Here is a 17,120-nt window from a genome sequence, read left to right as displayed (position 1 = left end):
TAAGATAAGTAAAATTTAGGCTTTTTAATATAAAAATTAGAAATTTTAAATAATAAAAACGTATTTATTAGTAAAATACTTTAACAACATACCCCTTTATTTCATAAGTTAATTATATAGTAAAAAGTGAAATCAGCTCAAATTTTGATTTTTTTGAGTATGTACTCACTTTTTTTGAATATGGAAAAATTTTATAAAAATTGACAATAGACATTTGACAATTAAAAAAATTAAGGATTAAGAATTATGAATTAAGAGTTTAGGATGAAAGTGGCAACCAATTTCTGAAAAATTGTTGGGGACTGGCTTCGATTTATTAACTAAGAAGTGCAAAGCTAAGAGAGCATCTAATTTTAAGCGAAGTAAATAAATTTACCGTGCCTGTCCCATTTGTGATGGAGCCAACACTAGGGGAATTGCTTGCTTAGAAGTTTTACTTTTGTAGATTAAAAAAAGATACGTTTAGTATTACTATGAACAAAGTGACTAGTAATAACCGCAACTATTAACTATTCACTATTAACCCTCTTGTGATGGAGGTAGAACTTGGAGAAATTGTTTGCTTAGATTTTTTTATCGAAAGTAAATTTAAAAATATGTTTAGTATTAACTTGAAGTTTCTAACTTGATAAATGAATAGCTTTAAGTAGAACTACTTTAAAGAAATAAGGTGGGTAGTATGAAATGAAAGTATTTAAGATGGAAAAAGCAAAGGATGAGAATGAATTTAATAGTTTTATTGAGCTTAAGATGAAAGAGGATTCCAATAAAATAAATATTATCAATCCTAAAAATAGTAACAGCATATATATTATAAATGATATTATTGTTAAAAATGCTAAAGAAAAAAATGAAGTAAAAATTTATGGTTGTAATTTAGAGGATTCTATAGATAGTGAAGATAAAAACTTTGATTATGATTTATTATTTTATAAAACTAAGGTAGATAAAAATACTAATATACTTGATAAAGATTACTTTATTGTGCTGCCAGGTGCATCATTAATTATAGAATTTATAAAGTATGATAAAAACTTAGCATTAACGGTTAACTCTTATGAAGAAGAATTATAATGATTTGTATTAAAAAATCTAAAAAACCTAAAAATAGATTTGTAATAAGCGTTATTATCATAACTTTATTCTCTATAATCTTTTCCATGGCAGGATTTTTAAAAGTAAATAAGGATAATTTAGAAAAAAATAACGAAATGATAATAAATAATATATATGGCACTGGCAAAGATTTATCGCAGACGGTACAAGATGTTATAGATCAGGTATATTATGAAATCAAGTTATATTCATTGGCAGATGGACTTAGTGATATGGATGAAAAAAAAATAATGAAACAAATGAACTTTATTACAGCAAGTAAACAACGCTATGATAATATAGTAGTTTTAAATAAAGAAAAAAAAATAGTTTATGGGTATGTTGATAATCCAGATGTTTTTTCAAATTCAGAAGCAATAAATAACGCTTTAAATACTGGTCAATTTCAAGTGGAAACTATATTTAATGATGGGGAGTACAAAGTGGATATGTACAACCCTATAGTAGATGAAAATAAAAAGATATCAGGGGTAATTTTTATCAGAATAAATATAAAAGAACTAAATGATATAATGAAAAGATGCAGATTAGATGAATATTCAGAGGCTTATATAGTGAATGAAAAAGGTATGTTTTTAACTGAATCTAAATATATACCTGGAGCTATAGGAAAAGAAAAAATTGATATAGATCGTGTTAAATTAAATATTGATTATTCTAGGTACACACCATATAAAGACTATAGGGGACAAATAGTTTATGGAACGTATTTTCCTATAGATGAAGAACTTAATTGGACTTTAGTAGTTGAAGTAGATAAAAATATGATGGAAAAACTTGATGAGAATAATAGTAAAAAGGCAACGGTTTTAGCCACACTACAAGGAATTTTTTTAGTGATTGTACAAATTTTATTAAAAAGATTCTTAGGTGTAGATATTAATCTGAAAGATATAACTAATTCTGATGGAACAATGAATTATGAAAAACTTACTGAATATGCAGATAAGATATTAGAAAATAAAATAGAAGAAGGAAATAAGGAAAAAAGCGAAGATGAAGATAAAAATAACGATAAAAAAAGTAAAGAGTAAATAAAAATTTAGGCGTAAAATCTTTTATTAGATTTTGCGCCTAAAAATCTTTAAAAAACCTATAATTATATTTGTTGTAGTGAATAATAATATAAAATAGATTTTTTTCATGTATTTTCTTTAGGACAGTAGTTCAAATATGTTATAATATCTAAAAAATACAATGTTTAAAGGAGCGATAAATAAATGCAAAATCCTATAGTAACAATAAAAATGGCAAATGGAAAAGTAATGAAAGCAGAGTTATATCCAGAAATAGCACCAAATACAGTTAAAAACTTTATAAGTCTTATAAAAAAGGGATTTTATAATGGTCTTATATTCCATAGAGTAATCCCAGGATTCATGATTCAAGGTGGATGTCCAGAGAAAACAGGTGCAGGAAATCCTGGTTATAGTATAAAAGGAGAGTTTAGAGCAAATAACTTTAAAAATGATTTAAAACATACTCCTGGTGTATTATCAATGGCAAGAACAGTTGTTTTAGATTCAGCAGGATGCCAATTCTTTATAATGGTTGCTGATTCACCACATCTTGATGGTCAATATGCTGCATTTGGAAAACTTACTGAAGGTTTAGAAGTTGCAAATGAAATAGTTTCAGTTCCAACAAACTATATGGATAAACCAAAAGAAGATCAGGTTATGAAAGAAGTTACTGTTGAAACTTTTGGTGTAGAATATGACGAACCAGAAAAAATACAATAATTAATAGAGTTTAAGTGATTGACAATAGCCAGTAAAGATTTTATAGCTATTGTCAATTTTCAATTACTTAAACGGTTATTTAGTTAGTTAAGAGTTAAAACAATTGACAATGGACATTTGACAATTGACAATGTTGGGTGAAACTGGGCTGCCAGTTTCTTTGAATTGTTGGGGAATGGCTTTGATTTATTAACTAAGAAGTGCAAAGCTAAGAGAGCATCTAATTTTAAGCGAAGTAAATAAATTTACCGTGCCTGTCCCATTTGTGATGGAGCCAACACTAGGGGCAATTGCTTATTTAAAGACTTCACTAAAACCCAAATAGGGGTACTGGTTCTTTGCTTATTTTGTTATACGAATACAGTAATTGTGGAATCTATAGTTAAAGCGAAGAAAATAGTCCCAAATGAACCTGTCCCTCTTGTGATGGAAGTAGAACTTGTAGGAATTGCTTAATTAGAAGTTTTACTTTTGTAGATTAAAAAAAATACGTTGAGAATTACTAGGAATAAAGTGACTAGTAATTACAATAACTCTTAACTAAAATTAAAATAAGCTTTTAACTAAAATAAGATTTTAACTAAAATAAATTATGGTATGAAAGGAGAGTTAGCTGCCTCACAAAATAGAGAAATTAAAATTTGTGAGAATACTACTTAAAATAATTTAGTAGGTTTAGCTAATAGAATTTATGAGTGATTTAAATGATAAGTTATTGATAACATATGGTTTAACTAATGAGGAAGTAGATAAATTAAATGAAGTATTTAAAAACAAGGTTTCAAAAGAATGTATAGTTATTAATGATGGTATGGCAAAGTTTAAAATGAAAGAAATAATTTTAGGTAATAAAGGTAATGAAAGCGTAGAAGAATTGCCAAAGGAAAAGGTTATTATATTCAATGGTTTAGCAAATAGTTCATTACAAAATGCTATAAATGCTGTTAGAAATAATTTAGAAGATAAGCCAATACTAGCAGCTATAACGCCAGTGTCTATAAATTGGAGTTTTAAATTTTTATTAGAGCATTTAATAGAAGAGAAAAAAAGATTTTCTAAATAAATATTATATATTAACATGTAAAAAGAAAGGGAATAGTTATGAGTAAAGTAGGAGATAGCATCAGAGACGCTAGAAATGCTAAAGGAATGAGCCAAAAACAGTTAGGTAAAAAACTGGGTGTTTCTGAAGGTTTTATTAATGAAATTGAAAGTGGAAAAAAAGTAATAAATGAAAAATTTATGGAGCGTATAGGTAAGGTATTAGGTGGAAGTGTACAAAGTATGAGTAATATGTTCCAAAACATAGCTTATGAAGAAGAAAAAAGTCAACCAATGCCTAAAGCTAAAACTCCAGAAAAGGTAAATGATGTATGGAATGACGCTTTTGGTTCTGTTATAAAAACAATAGGTATATATGGCTATGGTTTAAATAAAACTGTAGGGACTAAACAATTACCTGTAATATCTAAAAAGGTTGAGGGTTTTAATCCAGAAAAAGTTTTATTTATTAAAATAGAAAATGATGATTTGATGGGTTTTAGAATTTGTAAAGATGATGTTGCTTTTGCAAATCTAACAAATGAGATAGAGAATAATGCAATTTGTCTTATAGATTATAATGATACTAGAGTTATAAGACAAATAAAAAGATTAGATAATAATAAATTACTTTTAATAAGTAACAAAAACTCATTAAAAACAGAGACTGTATCACATAAAGATATAAAAGTTATTGCTAGATTAAATAGGGTTGAGTTTGAAATTTAGATATAACATCACTATTAATAAATTTCAGTCCATTGTTTTATAACAAATTTGGTTTGAAAATTTACTTCTTATTTATTGGTATATAACTAAAAAATATTCAGATTTTAGTTAAAAAGTATTCATAATTTTTTATGAATACTTTTTTTGCACTTTCAATCATAAAATATTAATAGAGTAATATTTTGGAGTGAAATTTATATGGCTAGGACTGAAGGATTTTATAATTTGTTTTTAAGTATACCAAGAGCTTTAATTGGAAAACTAACTCAAAAATATAAATTTGATATAGATGAAAATATAGAGATAGCAGCACTTTATGGGGAGGAAAGAGATGCAGTTAGAAGGCAGGTAGAGGCATTAGGGGCTACTTTTGAAGATTTAGGATATGGGTTTGGCATAATAACAATTAAGTTTAGTGATTTGGAGAAACTTGGAACAATAAAAGAAATACAGTATATAGAATTGCCTAAAAACCTTTATTATAATAGTGAAACTACAAATAGGGCATCTTGTATAACTGATGTAAAAAGTACTTATGGGCTAACTGGAAATGGAGTTTTAGTAGGATTCATAGATAGTGGAATAGATTATATGCATCAAGCGTTTAGAAATGAGGAAGGTTTATCAAGAATTGATTATATATATGATTTGCAGTTAAAACAGATATATAATAAAGCGCAAATTGATGAAGCAATAAAATCTCCTAATCCATATAATATTGTGCCGCATCAAGACAGGGTAGGTCATGGAACACATGTTGCAGGAGTAGCTTGTGCAGGAGGTAAAATCCCAACTAAATACTATGGTGTAGCCCCTGAAAGTTCTATTGCAATGGTTAAACTTACAGGTGAAGCTACTGGTGGATTTACAAAAAGTAGTCAAGTAATGAGAGGAATTAAGTTTTTAATAGATAAAGGAAAGGAATTAAATAAACCACTAGTAATAAATTTGAGCTTTAGTACAAATGATGGTGCCCATGATGGAAGGTCATTATTTGAAGAATATATATCAACAGTATGTACATTAGAGCGAATAACATTTTGTGTTGCTGCCGGTAATGAAGGAAATAAAGGGCATCATGCAAGGGAGCTTATAGAGGGTGGAGAAAAAGAAATATCTTTTAATGTGGATAAAGGAGAAGTTGGAATAATATTAAGGTTATATAAAAGGTTTTTAACTGATATAAGTATTAGTATTAGGTCACCAGATGGAAGTGTAACACCTAGAATAAATTTAACAAGAGGCTTTGTAGAAGGAAACTTAAGAGGAACATATTATTATGTATTTTACACAGGACCACTTCCTTTTAATATTGCAGGAGAAATTTTGGTAACATTAGTAGCTCAAGGTGATGAATTATTAGAAGGTGTTTGGTCACTTATAATTTATAGAGAAAGTGATGAAATCACAGATATAGATATATGGTTGCCTATAAGTGAGGCATTAAATGATAAAACAAGGTTTACAAGACCAACAGTCTTTAACACTGTAGGGATACCGGGAACTGTTGAAGACGTTATAACTGTTGGAAGTTACAACAGTGCAATAGGTGATATATCACCATTTTCAGGAAGAGGAAGAGAAGGGGCTGAAATTATAAAACCTAGTTTAGTAGCACCAGGAATAGATGTAGAAGGGCCAATACCTGGTGGTGGATTTGATGCATTAACAGGAACATCAGTTGCAGCGCCATCAGTTTCAGGTGCCGCAGCATTACTTATGGAATGGGGATTTGTAAAAGGAAGAGATCCATATCTATATGGGCAAAGGCTAAAATATTATTTATTAAAGGGAGCAAGAGTGGTAAGAAAAACTGAAGTATATCCTAATCCTACATGGGGTTATGGTACGTTATGCCTAAGGAATGCTTTAGAAGTTTGGATTAATGAAGAGCCATTAAGAGGGGGAGTTATGGATAAAAATAATCGAGAAGTAAATGTTAAACCTAATGAGAGTTTGACAAATAATTCATCTAATAAGTCAAATGAAAATATTCCTGAAGATTTACTTAAGTGTGAAAAATTATATCAAAATTTAGATTATGATATATTTCTAGTTGAATATTCTGGAGATATAGTATCTGAATTTAAAAATAATCCTAAAGGATGTGTTTTCATTTTAACACCTACTTATGCAATACTAATTGTAAAACAAGATAGTGTAGACGAGGTTTTTAATAATAGTAAAACTGTTACAAATATTGAACCTAATAATCTTTATACCTTAGCAACAATATCACCAATTGAAGTTGCCAATATAAATTCATTTCATAATAATGAATTTCTTAAATTAAGAGGCACTGGAGTAATTGTTGGAATAATAGATACTGGCATAGATTATTTAAATGAAGAGTTTATGTTGGAAAATGGGAAAACCAGAATAATTTCTATATGGGATCAAGAAGATGAAAGTGGTAACCCACCAAGCGATTTTTATTATGGAAGCGAATATACTAGAGAGGATATTGATAGAGCAATAGAAGCATATAGACGTGGCGAAGACCCTTATTTAATAGTTCCACAAAAAGATGATGTTGGACATGGAACAGAAGTTGCTGGAATAGTTGGTGCAAGAGGAAAAAATGGAGTGCTAGGAGCAGCACCGGATTGTGAGTTTATAATTATTAAGACTTTAAGGTCAGATGAAAATACTTTAAGAGAAAATGCCGTATTTGATAAAGGTAATAATATTTATAGTAGTACATCTATAGCTATATCCATAAAGTATTTATTAGATTGTCATGAAAAACTAGATAAACCATTAGTTATATGTATTCCAATGGAGAGTAATGCTGGTGCTCATGATGGAACCACTGTACTAGAAAGGTTTATAGATAGATATGCTAATGAAAGAGGTGTTATAGCCGTAACAGGAACAGGAAATCAAGGAGATACTGAAACTCATACTAGTGGTAAATTGGATAAGACTGGTGATATTAGTAACGTAGAACTACAAGTAGGTCCAAATCAAAAGGGGTTAAGTATATTTATTTGGGCAACTTCTCCAGATAAAATTTCTATCGGTATAACATCACCGAGTGGAGAATCTATAGGAAAAATACCTGTTAAATTACAAGCAATAGATGAGATAAAGTTTGTATATGAAAAAACTAGAGTAACTATAGAATATTTTATATCAGAGAATTCATCAGGAAATGAATTTATTCAAGTTAGAATGTTTGATTTAAATCCAGGAATTTGGCAATTTAGAATAATAGGAGATTTTATATTGAATGGAAATTATAATTTATGGATATATCAAAGAGCGCTTTTAGATCCTGAAACAAAATTTTTAAACCCAGATCCATATACAACTATAACATCTCCTGGTAATGGAAATAATATAATAACAACAGCATATTATAATCAAGAAAAAGGTACTTTAATTGCATCTTCAGGGAGAGGATTCACTAGAGATAATAGAATAAAACCAGATTTATGTATAGGAGGATTTGAAGTTTTAACCACCACTGTAGGGGGAGGTACAAAGGTTGTTACAGGGTCAAGTGCAGCTACAGCAGTTCTTGCAGGTGCGGTAGCTCTTATTTTAGAATGGGGTATAGTAAAAGAAAATGATATATATATGTATACACCAAAGGTTAGAACTTATTTAATAAGAGGAACTAAACAAATTCCACAGGTTATATATCCTAATAAAGAAGTAGGATATGGAGTATTGGATTTTAGAAAAGTATTTGAAAATATGAGAAGCATTCAGGAGAGTAATTTATTTTTTTCTATACCATCAGAATTTGAAGGGTTTTTAGAATCTGAATCTATAAATAACAACAATAAAAATTAAGGTTAAGGCTCAAGTTAAATTAAAAAGATTCAATTCTTATGGAGGTATGTAATGAAAATAAATAGAGATAAAAATGACTTTATTTTAACTCAAACAACAGAAGAATGTGGGGAACAGTATTTACTAGATGAATTTGAATCTTATGTAATAGAATATTATGGAGATTTAACTGGGGCTCTTGCAGATAAAGACTATGCTTGTGCAATTATAATAAATCCCATATATGCGATACTTGGAGTAAAAGTAGGTTATTTACAAGAGGTTTTAGAAAAAGTACCTAATATAGTAAATTATGAAATAAATAGAATATTTACTTTAAGTTATATATCACCGTTAGAGGCCGCAAATGTAACTAAATATCATAATAATCCATATTTAAACTTAAAAGGTGATGGCGTTGTAGTAGGAATTATAGATACTGGAATTGATTATTTAAATAAAGAATTTATGACTGAAGACGGAAAAACTCGAATACTTGAAATATGGGATCAAACAGTGGAGGATTTAACACCACCTCCAGGATTTCATTATGGAACAGTTTTTGATAGAAATGAAATTAATGAAGCAATAAAAGCATATGAAAACAATGAAGACCCTTACAAAATAGTAAATAGTAAGGATGAATATGGGCATGGAACTTCAATGGCAGGCATAATTGGGGGCAAAGGATATAATGGAATTGTAGGTGCTGCGCCTAATTGTGAATTTGCAATTGTAAAGTTAGATGAAGCATCAGATAAAAATTTGATAGTAAATGGATTACAAAGGGGAAAGTATCCTATGTACCAAACTACAGATATTATACTTGCAATAAGATATTTATCTGATATTCAAAAGAACTATAATAAACCATTAATAATATATATTCCACTAGCTAGTAATTTTGGGGGGCATGATGGGTCATCTGTACTAGAAAGATATATAGATCTTTTTGCTAATCAAAGTGGAATACTTTTCATTACAAGTTGTGGAAATGAAGGAAGTAGCGAAACTCACTACAGAAATAATTTTCAAAAATCAGGAGAAGCAAAAACAATGGAAATTACTGTAGACAGAAATCAAAAGGATTTGGCTGTAACTATATGGTGCAGTAAGCCGGATAAAATTTCTGTTGGACTTATATCCCCTAGTGGAGAGGTAATTGAGAGGATTCCAGCTAAAATTAAAAGGACCAAAGAAATTAAATTGGTATTTGAAGGTAGTACTATAATTGTTGAGTATGATTATCCTAATGATTATAGCGGAAATCAGAATGTAAATATATTAATAAGAGATATTAAAGTTGGGATTTGGCAAATAAAAGTTTATGCTGATTATGTAGTTTTTGGAACTTTTGATGCTTGGATATATCAAAGAGAATTATTAGGTAGTAATACTAAGTTTTTAAGTTCAGATCCCAATGTAACCCTTACTATACCTTCAACCAGTAGTGCAGCTATAAGCACATCTTTTTACAATCAAACAACAAATAGTTCAGTAATTCAATCAGGTAGAGGATTTACTAGAGAAGAGGAAATAAAACCTGAAGTTACTGCAGGTGGTGTAGATATACAGGCAACATCTCCAGGAGGAAACATTGTAACTTTAACAGGATCCAGTGTTGCAGGTGCTGTGCTAACTGGTGCAATGGCACTTTTTTACCAATGGGCAATTGTTCAAGGAAATGATCCTAAGATGTATGCTCAGAAAGCGAAAGCTTATATTATAAGAGGAACTCGAAAAAGAAAAGGAGATGTTTATCCTAATAAGGAGTGGGGATTTGGAATCTTAGATTTAGAAGGAATATTCGATTCAATTAGAGAACTTGATGTAGACCAAAGAAGTAGTATAGAGAATCATGAAAATCAAGCAACACTTCTTATGTCAAAGGAAGTTGAAGTATATGTCACAGAACATATTACTAATAGGTTAAAGTATAACTTTAATTATATAAATTTAAACTAATTAAAGTTTTAATAAAGTAATATTAGTTTAAAGTGAAAAAAGCAATTGATAAAGTGGTTAATAAAAAGTTGATAATGAAATTGAGTTAATCACTTTTGTATTTTATAAATGAAAAGCTAGCTTGAAAATAAAAATGTCCATTAATTTAAAGTTAATGGTATAAAGAGTAAACAATTTACATTTTAGCACATAAGATATAATGAATTAGTTTTTAAAAAGGAGTATTTTATGGCTGATATAGGTAGAATTTTAGTTAATGTATATAAAAAAGATACTTTTGTACCATTAAAAGATGTAAAAATAATCATGAATCCATCAGAAGATGAAAGTAAAAGAGTAGAATTAACAACGAATAGTGTTGGTCAAACGGAAACAGTAGATGTTAATACGCCGCCTATAGAGTTAAGTCAGCGACCAGAATATACAGAAATGCCATATAGTTTATGGGATGTTAGAGCGGAGGCACCTGGATTTGAACCGGTAGAAATTAGAAACGCACAGATATTACCAGATTCAACAGCTATACAAAATATTGAACTTTTAGGAAATCCTTCTGAGTCAAGGGAAATGGGGGAACTTAGAACTATAGATGTTCCTGATAATAGGCTTTTTGGCACATTTCCACCAAAAATACCAGAGGCACCAGAAAAACCATTACCTAAAAGTCCTGGTGGTGGATTTGTTGTTTTAGATGAAGTAGTGGTTCCAGAGTTTGTTATTGTTCATGCTGGCGTACCTACTAATACTGGTGCACCAAATTATAAAGTTCCATTTAAAGATTATATAAAAAATGTTGCAAGTTCTGAAATATATTCAACTTGGTCAGAAAACACAATAAGAACTAATATATATTGTATATTATCTTTTACATTAAATAGAATTTTTACAGAGTGGTATACCGGTAAGGGATATAATTTTACAATAACCAATTCAACTGCATTTGACCATGCATTTACTTATGGTAGAAATATTTTTGATAATATAAGTAGAATAGTTGATGAAATATTTACAAGCTATATAAAGAGAAGAGGAGCAAAACAACCACTGTTAACTCAATATTGCGATGGTGAAAGGGTTAAATGTCCTGGATGGTTAACACAATGGGGAAGTAAATATTTAGGTGACCAAGGGAAAACCCCTTATGAAATATTAACAAGTTTTTATGGACCTGACATAGATATAGAAAAAGCACCAAAGGTTTCAGGAATACCTAAATCCTATCCAGGTTTTACATTACAAATAGGTAGTTCAGGAGATCCTGTTACAACAATTCAAACTTTTTTAAATAGAATAGGGGATAATTATCCACTAATTCCAAAGGTGGCCGTAGACGGAGTTTATGGTCAATCAACTGCAGATGCAGTAAAAACCTTTCAAAAGATTTTTAATTTACCACAAACAGGTGTAGTAGATTATTCAACATGGTATCAAATATCTAATATATATGTTGGAGTAACAAAAATTGCAGAACTTAGAAGTTCTATGGGAATAAATGATAATGAGGTTGAATCTGTTGCAAGAGAAATGGGAATATTTGTTCCACCAACATTTATAATTGGAAGATCATTAGATGTTCCTACAATAGATTATCCTGTTAAATAATCTTAAGGGAAATAAAAAAATATGAATATAAAATAACTAGCCAAGTGAAAATGGGCTAGTTATTTTTTTATACATATATTGGGAAAATATTTAAGTTTCTTATTTCTTTTCATATGCCTAATTGATATTATTATAATATATAGGAAAACATATATTATAAAATTAATACAGAATAGACATAATTAAGTGGCAAAATATAAAGTAACGGAGAATTTTAAATATAGAAAGTTAAAAATATAGGAGTTCAAAAAATATTAAAGTTTAATATTATACTGATAGTTGACAGCCTAGTTTAGTTAAGAGTTAAGAGTTAAGAGTTAAGAGTGAATAGTTAACAGTTGTGGTTATTACTACTCACTTTGTTCATAGTAATACTAAACGTATCTTTTTATAAATTTGCAGAGCAAATTATATTATTAGATTAAAAGAACTTGATGAATAAATTTAAGTTTAAGCTTGTTTTTCTATATTTGATAGTAAAATATTTATATGTAAGTTAAAAAGTTGGATTGAATTTTTGTAACATAGAGAAAGGTAGGTGAATAACCTGATTACTTTTATGAATTAAAGTTTTAAAATCAGGTGATTAATATGAAAAATAAAACTATATTAATTGTAGATGATGAAGAAAATATAAGAAAGTTATTAGCTGCGTATTTATCTAAAGAAAATTATAATATAATACAAGCAAGTAATGGTGTTGATGCTATAAACAAAGTTAAAAGCAATGAAGTAGATTTAATTTTATTAGATATAATGATGCCAGTGATGGATGGTTTTGAAACTCTTAAGATACTTAGAAAAGAGTACAATATGCCAGTTATAATGTTAAGTGCAAAAGGTGAAGAAGAAGATAAGTTATTAGCATTTGGAATAGGTGTTGATAATTATGAAACTAAGCCATTTAGTCCTAAAATATTAGTAGCAAAGATAAATGCACTAATGAAAAGGACTTATGGATACGATAATAAAGATGAAGATGTGTATGAATTTAATGGTTTGTGTATAAATGAGAAATCTCATAATGTTATTGTGGATAACGAAGATATATCTTTAACACCAACAGAATTTTCACTACTTATGTATTTTGTGAAAAATAAAGATATAGTGTTATCTAGAGAACAAATACTAAATGGTGTTTGGGGATATAACTTTATGGGTGACTTTAGAGTAGTAGATACTAGTGTTAAAAGATTAAGAGAAAAAATAAATGATAAAGCAAAATACATTCAAACAGTAAGGGGATTTGGATATAAATTCGAGGTAAAAGATGAGAAACAAGATATATAGATATTTAGATAGTATAAACAAAAGTATATCTAAGAAATTGTTTTTTATAACTATGGTAATATTTATACTATTTTTAAGTTTTACCCTTATAGTTCAAAGAATATTTTTTGAGAATATGTATTTTAATAAGAAAAGTCAAGAGATAAAAAGTGTTACTGCAAAATTTATTCAAAAATACAATAAGAGTGAAAGTTATGATGAAATTTTGGCGTTGATGAAGGAATGCGAAGAGGAGTATAACACCTATATAGGCATTGTGGAGTATAAACCTGGATTTAGCATAGCTATGAATATAGAAGTTGTTGATGAAAGAAATAGTAGGTCTAAACATATAATGGAGATAGTAAATGAAATTAGAAATAATAAATCTCTAATGCAAAAGCTTGTATCAAATAACATAGCTGTGTTTAGTGTTGAAAGTGATTATAGCGAAAATAAAGAGCTTGTATGTGTTACATTAGATGAAAGCAATTTAATTGTAGCTACGACTTCTATGTTACCGATAAGCGAGGGTATAAGTGTTATAGAAGAGTTTTATAAGTATTTTTATATTGTAGCTATATTTATAATATTGATACTTTCATATGTGTATTCTAATATGATAACTAATCCATTAAAAAATATAAATGATAAAGCTAAAAAAATGAGCACATTAGATTTTACAGAAAGATGTGAGTATGAATCAGAGGATGAAATAGGTAATTTAGCAACTACATTAAACTTTTTATCTTATAATTTAACTAGTGCTTTAACATCACTTCAACAGACAAATGTTAGATTGCAAAAGGAAATAGAAAAAGAACGTCAATTAGAAAAAATAAGAAAAGATTTCGTAGCTGCAGCATCACATGAGTTAAAAACTCCGATAACTATTATACAAGGATATGCTGAGGGTATAAAAGATGGTATATTTAGCGAAGAGGATCAAAAAGAATCTTTAGATATAATTATAGATGAAACTAATAGAATGAGTAACTTGGTTAAAGATATGCTAGAATTGTCAGCACTAGAAAGTAAAGTTATTGATCTTAATTTCGAAGAATTTAATTTAGGTGAAATGATATCTAGTAATTTAAGGGCATTATCAAATGAAATAAATGAAAAAAACATAAAGGTAATAGAACGATATTGTTTAAACCCAATAATATGTGCTGATAAGTTTAGGATGGAACAGGTAGTTATAAACTTTATAACTAATGCTATAAGATATACAAAAAAACATGGTAATATATTTATAGCTATTGAAAATGATAAAGATTTTATAAGGGTATCTTTTGAAAATACTTGCGATCCATTAAGTGATGAACAGTTAGAAAATATTTGGCATAAATTTTACAAAGTTGATAAATCAAGAACTAGAAAGTTAGGCGGAAATGGGTTAGGACTTTCCATAGTTAAGAATATACTTAATATGCACAACTTTAAATATGGAGCTAAAAACACAGAAAGAGGTGTTGAGTTTTATTTTTATTGTAACTTAGTAAAATAAAGAATTAAATTAATTTATATATTAAATGGTATAAGTAAAGGGGGAATTTTCAGTGAAGGGAACAGCTGTAAGTGCTTGGTTTAAAACTTGCAGAAAACTTTATGGTGATAGTTTTGTAGATGATGCAATGCTTCATGTAGGGTTTGATGCTACAAAAGTTTTTTCACCAGCAGAGGACGTAAATGATGAAAAAATAGAAAAATTTATACATTATGTTACTAGAGAAAAAAATATAAGTGAGAAGGAATTATGGTCAAAAATTGGTCATGACAATGTATATTCTTTTGCAGAAGAACTTCCAACATTTTTTAAAAGTGATAATACGTACTCATTTTTAAAATCGCTTTATGATATTCATTTGGTTATGACTAAGAAAATACCAGGAGCTAATCCTCCAATAGTTAATATAGAAGCAATATCAAATAAGGAAGCTATAATTACGTATTCATCTAAAAGAAAAATGTTTGATTATTTCTTAGGTATGTTAGAAGGAAGTTTTATGTACTTTAAGGAAAAAGCAGATTTTGATATTATAGAAACTAAAGATAATACAATGCAAGTTAAAATAACATTTCAGGAAGATATAAAGTATAAAAAGAAATATTTTATAAACAATATTTTATCTTTAGGATTCCTAAAAAGCGTTGCATCAAAAGTAGCTTTATTTACATTTGTAATTATGTTTTTAATAAATTTACCTATATTAGGATTTAGCAGTATACTAAAAAATTTATTAATTTCCTTTATAAGTGGTATTGTGAGTTTTGTTGGTGTGAAGAGTTTATTAAGACCAATGAATCATATAAATGAAGTTATGGAAAACTTAAATAATAAGAAGTTTGTAGAGGATAGTAAAATAGTTACAAATGACGAATTTGAATACTTATATGATAGAATAGACAAACATGTTAAAGGAATAAAAAGCGACTTTATTGGATTAAAGGGAATAACTGATGAAATGGGTAGTTTTGCTCAAAAGTTAGGTAATATATCAGATAATATGTATAGAACTTCTGGTGATATTGTAGAAGTAGTTAATCAAGTTGCAAATACATCTGTAGATCAAGCTAATAGTACAGAAACTGCAGCACAAGTTTTAAATGACAATATTAATGGTTTAAAAGCAATAGTTAATAATGAAAATGAAAATAAGGAAGAACTAGAATTAACTATAGGCAAAATAAATAGCAGTTATTTAAAAATTGAAAATACTAGTAAAAACATTCTAGCTACATTAGAAGGGTTCCAAGAAGTAAAAACAAAGGGAACTCAACTTGGGGACAAAGCTAAAGACATAACAAATATTGTTTCCATAGTAGCACAGATATCAGATATGACAAATTTATTAGCTTTAAATGCTTCTATAGAAGCTGCAAGGGCAGGAGAACAAGGAAAAGGATTTGCTGTAGTTGCAGAGGAAGTAAGAAAGTTAGCAGAGCAAACTAAGGATGCAGTACAAGAAATAAATACTAACTTAGTTCAATTTGTAGAAGATATTGGTGGACTTGTAATGAATATAGATAGTCAGTATGAAGTGCTTCAAAAAGAGACTGAAGGATTACAATTAATAAGAGATGTAAGCAAGGAGTCTACAACATCTGTTAAAACTGTTTCAAAAGCAATGATTAAAACAATAGAAAAATTAGATTCACAGGCAGGTTCTATAGCTAGTATGTATGATAATATAGAATCCTTAGCTGCTATAGCAGAAGAAAACTCTGCGTCATCACAAGAAGTAAGTGCTAATGTTAATGTATATTCTGAAGAGATTAAAAAGCTTACAGAAAGCATAAATGAATTTGACAAAATAGCAACATACTTTAAAGATAGCTTAGACAATTATAAAGTGTAATAAATGGTTGTTTAGTAATTGACAGTAATTAGTGAAAAGTTGAGGGCTTTAGTAATTGACAGTTGACAATGGACAATTGACAATGTTGGTTGAAACTGTTACTCAGTTTCTTTGAATTAAAGGGAATAAATTTAAAATTAAGAAATGAAATTAATAAATGGGACAGGCAAGAAACCTGTAGTTCCATAAAAGAAAAAATAGTTAAAATATATTTTTTATAACTAAAAAATTAGCCAGTCCCAAGAGTAGCTACTTTGTAGCGTAGATGTTAGGGACAATCTTTAAAAAATTAAGAGTTAAAAGTTAATGAGGAAACTGGATTTTAGTTAGTTAAGAGTTAAAAGTTTTAAAAATTGACAATGGACAATTGACATTTGACAATTTAGGTTGAAACTGGATTCCAGTTTCTTTGAATTATAGAGAATAAATGCTGAATTGAAGATATTAAATTAAACAAAGTTATATTCAAAATGTACAGCCGTGACAAGAAGGACAGGTTCATTTAGTTGTACCA

11 protein-coding genes are annotated in these 17,120 nt (G+C 28.6%); all 11 read left to right on the top strand.

Features of this window, described 5'->3' with window-relative positions; all coding sequences use genetic code 11:
* The first annotated feature begins 684 nt into the window (after positions 1–684).
* The 11 genes from KQI36_RS07945 to KQI36_RS07895 all read left to right on the top strand — a co-directional run bounded on the left by KQI36_RS07945 (position 685) and on the right by KQI36_RS07895 (position 16,606).
* Positions 685–1,074, top strand: coding sequence for a hypothetical protein (locus tag KQI36_RS07945; RefSeq protein WP_216450470.1), 390 nt, complete (start codon positions 685–687; stop codon positions 1,072–1,074).
* The gene (locus KQI36_RS07940; protein WP_216450469.1) at positions 1,074–2,150 is read left to right on the top strand and encodes a cache domain-containing protein; all 1,077 of its coding nucleotides are present in this window, start codon (positions 1,074–1,076) and stop codon (positions 2,148–2,150) included. The genes KQI36_RS07945 and KQI36_RS07940 overlap by 1 nt, the downstream gene beginning before the upstream one ends.
* Before the next feature lie 186 nt (positions 2,151–2,336).
* Positions 2,337–2,858 carry a peptidylprolyl isomerase gene (locus KQI36_RS07935; RefSeq protein WP_216450468.1) on the top strand — a complete coding sequence of 174 codons (522 nt, stop codon included), beginning with the start codon at positions 2,337–2,339 and terminating at the stop codon, positions 2,856–2,858.
* Between the two features lie 691 nt (positions 2,859–3,549).
* Positions 3,550–3,921 (top strand): DUF3783 domain-containing protein, encoded by a 372-nt coding sequence (locus KQI36_RS07930; protein ID WP_216450467.1) that lies wholly within the window; start codon positions 3,550–3,552, stop codon positions 3,919–3,921.
* Positions 3,922–3,959: 38 nt separating this feature from the next.
* On the top strand, positions 3,960–4,628 hold the full coding sequence (locus tag KQI36_RS07925; RefSeq protein WP_216450466.1) for a helix-turn-helix domain-containing protein: 669 nt from the start codon (positions 3,960–3,962) through the stop codon (positions 4,626–4,628).
* A 198-nt stretch (positions 4,629–4,826) separates the two neighbouring features.
* The gene (locus KQI36_RS07920) at positions 4,827–8,429 is read left to right on the top strand and encodes a S8 family serine peptidase (protein ID WP_216450465.1); all 3,603 of its coding nucleotides are present in this window, start codon (positions 4,827–4,829) and stop codon (positions 8,427–8,429) included.
* Between the two features lie 51 nt (positions 8,430–8,480).
* Positions 8,481–10,373, top strand: a complete 1,893-nt coding sequence (locus KQI36_RS07915; protein WP_216450464.1) for a S8 family peptidase — start codon at positions 8,481–8,483, stop codon at positions 10,371–10,373.
* Positions 10,374–10,601: 228 nt separating this feature from the next.
* Complete coding sequence (locus KQI36_RS07910) at positions 10,602–11,975, top strand: peptidoglycan-binding domain-containing protein (protein WP_216450463.1); 1,374 nt, start codon at positions 10,602–10,604, stop codon at positions 11,973–11,975.
* A gap of 591 nt (positions 11,976–12,566) precedes the next feature.
* Positions 12,567–13,265 (top strand): response regulator transcription factor, encoded by a 699-nt coding sequence (locus KQI36_RS07905; RefSeq protein ID WP_216450462.1) that lies wholly within the window; start codon positions 12,567–12,569, stop codon positions 13,263–13,265.
* Entirely contained in the window at positions 13,246–14,754 is a 1,509-nt protein-coding gene (locus tag KQI36_RS07900; RefSeq protein WP_216450461.1) for a sensor histidine kinase, read from the top strand. Before KQI36_RS07905 ends, KQI36_RS07900 begins: the two co-directional genes overlap by 20 nt.
* Positions 14,755–14,806: 52 nt before the next feature.
* Entirely contained in the window at positions 14,807–16,606 is a 1,800-nt protein-coding gene (locus tag KQI36_RS07895) for a heme NO-binding domain-containing protein (RefSeq protein WP_216450460.1), read from the top strand.
* Positions 16,607–17,120 lie beyond the last annotated feature (514 nt).

Origin of the sequence: Clostridium senegalense (assembly GCF_018916625.1) — a bacterium.
Classification (GTDB): domain Bacteria; phylum Bacillota; class Clostridia; order Clostridiales; family Clostridiaceae; genus Clostridium_J; species Clostridium_J senegalense.
Note: the sequence above shows the minus strand (reverse complement) of the source record. Positions and strands in the feature narration are given on the sequence as shown.

What these genes read in the sequence shown, in the direction of transcription:
- KQI36_RS07900 (WP_216450461.1), top strand. Translation starts at nt 13,246, where the DNA reads ATGAGAAACAAGATATATAGATATTTAGATAGTATAAACAAAAGTATA.
- KQI36_RS07930 (WP_216450467.1), top strand. Translation starts at nt 3,550, where the DNA reads ATGAGTGATTTAAATGATAAGTTATTGATAACATATGGTTTAACTAAT.
- KQI36_RS07935 (WP_216450468.1), top strand. Translation starts at nt 2,337, where the DNA reads ATGCAAAATCCTATAGTAACAATAAAAATGGCAAATGGAAAAGTAATG.
- KQI36_RS07910 (WP_216450463.1), top strand. Translation starts at nt 10,602, where the DNA reads ATGGCTGATATAGGTAGAATTTTAGTTAATGTATATAAAAAAGATACT.
- KQI36_RS07915 (WP_216450464.1), top strand. Translation starts at nt 8,481, where the DNA reads ATGAAAATAAATAGAGATAAAAATGACTTTATTTTAACTCAAACAACA.
- KQI36_RS07920 (WP_216450465.1), top strand. Translation starts at nt 4,827, where the DNA reads ATGGCTAGGACTGAAGGATTTTATAATTTGTTTTTAAGTATACCAAGA.
- KQI36_RS07925 (WP_216450466.1), top strand. Translation starts at nt 3,960, where the DNA reads ATGAGTAAAGTAGGAGATAGCATCAGAGACGCTAGAAATGCTAAAGGA.
- KQI36_RS07940 (WP_216450469.1), top strand. Translation starts at nt 1,074, where the DNA reads ATGATTTGTATTAAAAAATCTAAAAAACCTAAAAATAGATTTGTAATA.
- KQI36_RS07945 (WP_216450470.1), top strand. Translation starts at nt 685, where the DNA reads ATGAAAGTATTTAAGATGGAAAAAGCAAAGGATGAGAATGAATTTAAT.
- KQI36_RS07905 (WP_216450462.1), top strand. Translation starts at nt 12,567, where the DNA reads ATGAAAAATAAAACTATATTAATTGTAGATGATGAAGAAAATATAAGA.